This is a genomic window from Streptosporangium sp. NPDC050855 (assembly GCF_044456585.1).
Lineage (GTDB): Bacteria > Actinomycetota > Actinomycetes > Streptosporangiales > Streptosporangiaceae > Streptosporangium > Streptosporangium longisporum.
The window spans coordinates 1-5275 of the sequence record NZ_JBITFY010000054.1 but is presented as its reverse complement, the minus strand read 5'-3'; the positions used below and the strand labels follow the sequence as shown (position 1 = coordinate 5275).

Below are 5275 nucleotides of genomic sequence, written 5' to 3'. Positions count from 1 at the left end.
GGGCGTCTGGGTGCGTGGGGCAGGGCGGCTCCTGGGAGGCCCTGAGATCGCCAGAGAGGGCCGGAGAGGGCCGGGGGGGCGCTAGGTCCTGGAGGCGGGCGGTCCAGACGGCGTACAGCGACCTGACCCCCTCTAGCTCTGCCACCAGCTCCCGCTGGAGGGCATCGGGCGTCCATCCGGCCGCCCATGCTTGCGCGACGAGCACCGCCAGGCGCTCGCGCTGTCGCTGCCCTGGCTGTCTCCGCCACGGCAGAGCTCGCACCCACGCGACCACCTCAGTCGAGGGGGAGGTTGGGGTGTCCTCAGAGATCTCTCCCTCCTCCTCCTCCTCTGCAACTGCGGCAGGCCGGTCCTGTGCCATGTGGGGGACAGGAGGGGGAGGAGGTTCTTCTTCCTTCTCTACACCCTCTCTAAAAACATCCGCCGCATCCGTGCGGCTACCCCTGGCCGCACCGGTGCGGCTACCTGTCGCCGCATCCGTGCGGCTACCCCTGGCCGCACCGGTGCGGCTACCCCTGGCCTCCTGGCGAGCCTTGGCGCGGGCGGCTGCACGCTCGTCCCATCGCTCGTGGTCCAGCAGCTCGTAGACGCTCGGCAAGTGCAGTCGGGGATTGTTCGGGTCGCGCCGTCGATGGACGTGAAGCAGGCCCCGGTCTTCCAGGCGCCGAGTGGACCGGTCAACGGTGTCGAGGCTTCGGCCGATGCACTGTGCCAACCGTGCCCGTGTCGGGACATCACGGCCGTCAGGGTCAGGGTCGCTGTCCCGGTCCTCAGCGTCGACGAACGACGCGAGGGCGGCGTACAAAGCCTTGTCTACCGGGTCGAACGTGCCGTCTCTGGCAAGGTCAGCATCGAACTTCACCCAGTCGAGGCCGGCCGGGCGGGTCACCCTTGGAGTGAACGAATCGGGTGCTGTGGGTACGCTCATTGGTGTTGTCCTTCTGCTTATGCGGCTGGAAGAGACCTGAGAGGCCGGGAGCTGTGAACTCCCGGCTTCTCGCTGTTCAGGATGTTGTACGTGGCCATTGCGCGCCGCGTGCTCGGCGCAGCGACGCGACGATCTCGACACGATCACTTGGGATGACACAGATGGTCGTTTCGATCGCTGTGCCGGTCAGTGCCGACACAGCGACTCTGGCGAACTCGACGATCGGCATGGCGTCAGACATCTCCAGGTGCCGGGCTTCCTCCGGTGATGGCATACGGGCTCTCGTGTACTCCGTCCACGTAAGGGGGCCGTGACCTGCCTCCTCTAGACGGTCGAGGTAGCCACCTGGGCCAGTGTCCCGCTCGGCTACCTGGGGAGCATCAGCTACACCGCGCTCATGTATCCACGTGTCCACGAGTTGGAACGGGGGCTCTCCAGTCGGTGAGGTCACCCGCCGGCGGCGGAGCGTCGGTGTGCCTGGAGGCACTCCTAGCAGCTCTGCGGCACGGTCTGTGATGGGAACCGTCTCTCGGCGTGGCGTGCCGTGTACCTGCCATGGCTCGGTAGGTGAGGACGCTGCGGGCATCACATAGCCACGGGCCGGGTCGCGCATAACGAGCGACCCGCGCCGGACGCGACGTCTGACCCCTCGTTCGCGCACGGTGATGCCGCGCCTCTTTGCTACGGAGATCAGTCCTGCTGTCTCTAGCTCTGTCAGAGCTGTGCTGATCACTCCGCGCCCGACGCTGTACATGCTCGTCAGCTCGGCGTAGCCGGGGAGGGTAGCTCCCGGCACCCACTCTCCCGCCTCGATGCGTCGCCGCAGGTCGTCGGCGATTTCCTTGTATCTCGGAGCCATAAGGTGACACTACAGTACCGGGACTGTTGACGAACAGGTCGGGGTAGACCAGCATGAGTACCGGTACACAGATGAAAAGAGCGACCTCCGGTGTTTGCCCACCGGAGGTCGCAGACCAGACACCCGGTGAAGGAGAGACCTGGTCATGGACATCTTCGCTCAGAAAATGGAAGAGGCCCTCGCGGCTCTGGCGCAGGCGTGCGAGACCTGCGGTGCTGCGGCTCACGAGTCGTGCCGTCCCGGCTGCGGGGAGGGCTGATCATGAGCGTCATCATCACTCACACTTCCCTGTCGCGCTCCCTGCCTGCGGTCGTCCTGAGGATGCGGAACTCGGAGTGGTCTGTGGCGCTCTCGGCCTCGGACATGCCGTCTACGGGGCTGGCGCACTACTCGCCTGAGCAGCTCGCCGAGTGGGTCAGTCAGGGCGTTGACCGGCTCGGCGGGGAGGTGGAGACCTGGTACCTCGACCGGCACACGGGCCGCCTCTTCCACGACGACTCCCCCGAGGCGCGCGCCGAGTGGAAGGCGTTCTGGGGCGGCCGGCGCCGCTTCGACACCGCGCTCGGCCAGGCATTCAGCCTCATGCGCGCTCTGGACCTGGCGGGCGTGAAGAGGAGCTTCCCGACCGTGCCCATGCCGATCGACACGGAGGACGGGATCATCCACTTCTCCGTGCCGGAGCGCGATGTGGAGATGGCTCGTCGCCGGGCGGCGCTGCTCGCTGCTGCCTGACATCTTTGCGGAAGGCCCTCTCGGATTCGATCCGGGAGGGCCTTCCGCATTTGTGGGTTGTGCTTGCGACGGGCCGTGGTTCAGTACCGGCTATGCAGCTCTCCATCGCCCTGGCCAACTTGAAACCGGGGACCGGCAAAACGACCACGGCCGTGCTCCTGGCGTATGCGCTTCATCGGCGTGGGCACGACGTCGCTCTGGCCGACTGCGATCCGGCCGGCTCGGCGCTGGCGTGGTCCGATGCTGTCGAGGGCTTCCCGTTCGCGGTCTACGGCCTGGCGGTCCGAGACGCCGGGAAGCGCTTGGCCGGCATCGCTGGTCCGAAGACCATCGTGGTCTGTGACCTGCCTCAGGCTGAGGATCACGGGGTGATCGTCCGGAGCGTGCTGCGCCGGGTGGACGAGATCACGATCCCGGTCGCGCCGTCCACGATCGAGATCGAGCGCACTTCGGCGATCACGGACCTGCTCGATGAGGTGGGGGAGGTGCGCGACGTGCCGGCCCGGGTCGCCGTGCTGCTCAATCGCGTGGTCGGTGGCGCGCGCAGCGGTCGAGACGCCCGCCAGGCGCTGACCGAGTTGGGCTATGACGTGCTGGCTCCGCAGATCCCGCGTCGTGAGGTCTACGCCCTGGCCTACGGCATGACGCCCACGATCCGTGGCGGGGACTCGATCGATCTGCTGGCTGAGGCGTACCTGACGCGGGCGGGCCTGGCATGAGCGCCGCCGGCCGAAGTGCCTCCTCCGCCGATCGGTTCAAGAAGGCCGCCGGCTCTCGCGTCAAGGACGAGAGCGGACAGGCTCCCGAGCGAGGGACGACGGCACGTCGCACCAAGCCCGTGCGCATCACTCTTGACCTGACGCCGGAGGACTACGCGCAGATGCGGCGCCTGGTGGCCGAGCTGGCGGACCGGGCCGATGCGCCGACGTTGCCGCACTCGGCGATGTGGCGGGCGCTGCTGCGTCGGGTGGCTGATGATCCCCAGCTCATAGGGGAGATCGCCGAACGCATCAAGGCAGATCGGGACTGACCGATCAATCTACTGAATCACGGAATTACTGAATTACTGAGACTTTCGGTGGCAAGTCCCCGACGAAGGAGGGGGCGCGGCAGCCGATCGCCCCGGCCCCGGTCGGCGAGTCCCGGAGTGGGCGATCGTCAGGGCGGAACCAAGGGCGGAACTGACGCTGCCGGAACCAGGGCGGAACTCCGGCGGAACTGACTGCCGCTCCGGCGGAAGCAAGGCGGGCTCAGGCGAAACTCCGGCGGAAGTAGGGCGGAAGTAGGGCGGAACTGAGTCTCGATCGACCCTGGATCGATCGAGGTGGATCGAGGTGGATCGGTCGATCGATCGAGGGTCGATTCTTTCGGCAGTTCCGCTCGATCGATCGAGTCGGGCCGGCGGCTGGCTCGATCCTCGGGCGGCGGTCCGGTCCCGTGACGGCGATCGATGGGCCGGTGCGGCGGCCGGGTGGTGCGGTGGGCGGCGGGGTCCGGCCGGCCGCGCCGGGCGGGCGCGGGACGGGACCGGCCTCCAGGCCGCATGCCCGGTCCCGATGTCCGTCCGGCGCGGCCGGCCGCGCCGCGCCGTGCGGCGGCGGCGGCCGGGCCGCCGCCCCTTGACCCCTATAAGAACAATTCGGCAATTCTCGTCTCGGCAACTCCCGGCCGCCACGTTGAAGGCCCCGCGGCTGCGTCCTGACGATCGGGTCCGGATGCCTGGGCGATAGCAGCCGCGGGGCCGGCCGTCGGTCTGCTCCTGGTGCTCGTCGACGAACCCCGGAATTCTTTCGGCAACTCGCGTCGACCAGCTCGCGCCCGCCGCGCGGGCGCCTTGAACCAGTAGAGAAACTTTGAACCACCCCCCGTGGCCATTGCCCCCTCTAGGCGCTAGATCGCAGGCAGGGCAGCTCTTGGGGCTCTAGGGCGCCCTCTAGGTCTAGAGGGGCCGGCCTCTAGACCTAGAGGGTCGGCATGAATGCCCCCGGCCCGCTTCGGCCCGCCGGTCGGCGTGCTCCTGGTGCTCCTCGCCGATGCGGATTCTTTCGGCAACTGACGCCCCGGCCCGCCTGACGGTCCGTGACCGCACTCCGGTTCGGGGTGTGCGGTGTGCGGCGGGCCGCTTTTTCTATAGGGAAAATTCCGGTGTGCGGCCTCCGCACACGCGCCGCACATGGGTCCGCACACGCGCCGCACATGCCGCGCACATCTACGGAGAGTGACCGCACACGCCGCCGCACAGGGCCGCACACTGCCCGCACGGGGGTCCGCACACGGCCGCACATCGCCGCTCCTGTGCGGGGCCGGCCTACTCCTCCTCCACTCCTCCTCCTGTGGACTCCTCCCCGGGGGCCGACTCCTGGGCGAGCCATGCGCGCCCGTGCACACGTGCGCGCGCGTACACGTGCGTACGCGCGAGGGTCAAGCCCCTGGGCCCGTACGGGACTCACGGCGCCGTACGGACTGGTCGGGCTCCCGTACGGAGGGTGTACGGGAGCCCCGTACGGAACCGGTCCGTACGGGGGTGGTGAATCGTGATCTTCTAGCCAGCGTCCTTTACGGCGTAAAGGGGGACGACTGGGTTGGCTGCGGCTTTCTGGTCGGCCTTAGCCGCGATGCGGTCCACCCAGCACCGCACGCACTCACCGTCTCCTCGGCGCAGGGCGTCTGGGTGCGTGGGGCAGGGCGGCTCCTGGGAGGCCCTGAGATCGCCAGAGAGGGCCGGAGAGGGCCGGGGGGGCGCTAGGTCCTGGAGG

Annotated in this window: 5 protein-coding genes; 3 read left to right on the top strand and 2 right to left on the bottom strand. The window is 68.4% G+C overall.

What is annotated here, in order from left to right:
- Together ACIBCT_RS40430 and ACIBCT_RS40425 are read right to left on the bottom strand one after the other, a co-directional pair.
- On the bottom strand, nucleotides 1–928 hold a 928-nt coding region (locus ACIBCT_RS40430), incomplete at its 3' end, for a hypothetical protein (RefSeq protein WP_399197355.1).
- 76 nt (nucleotides 929–1004) lie between these two features.
- Nucleotides 1005–1787 (bottom strand): GntR family transcriptional regulator, encoded by a 783-nt coding sequence (locus ACIBCT_RS40425; RefSeq protein WP_399197353.1) that lies wholly within the window; start codon nucleotides 1785–1787, stop codon nucleotides 1005–1007.
- 261 nt (nucleotides 1788–2048) lie between these two features.
- Between ACIBCT_RS40425 and ACIBCT_RS40420 the strand changes: the two genes are divergently transcribed.
- From ACIBCT_RS40420 to ACIBCT_RS40410, 3 genes are all read left to right on the top strand, one after another.
- Nucleotides 2049–2519: a hypothetical protein gene (locus ACIBCT_RS40420; protein WP_399197352.1), complete on the top strand. Its 471-nt coding sequence runs from the start codon at nucleotides 2049–2051 to the stop codon at nucleotides 2517–2519.
- Nucleotides 2520–2611: 92 nt separating this feature from the next.
- The gene (locus ACIBCT_RS40415) at nucleotides 2612–3238 is read left to right on the top strand and encodes an AAA family ATPase (protein ID WP_399197351.1); all 627 of its coding nucleotides are present in this window, start codon (nucleotides 2612–2614) and stop codon (nucleotides 3236–3238) included.
- Nucleotides 3235–3549: a hypothetical protein gene (locus tag ACIBCT_RS40410; protein WP_399197350.1), complete on the top strand. Its 315-nt coding sequence runs from the start codon at nucleotides 3235–3237 to the stop codon at nucleotides 3547–3549. The genes ACIBCT_RS40415 and ACIBCT_RS40410 overlap by 4 nt, the downstream gene beginning before the upstream one ends.
- Nucleotides 3550–5275 lie beyond the last annotated feature (1726 nt).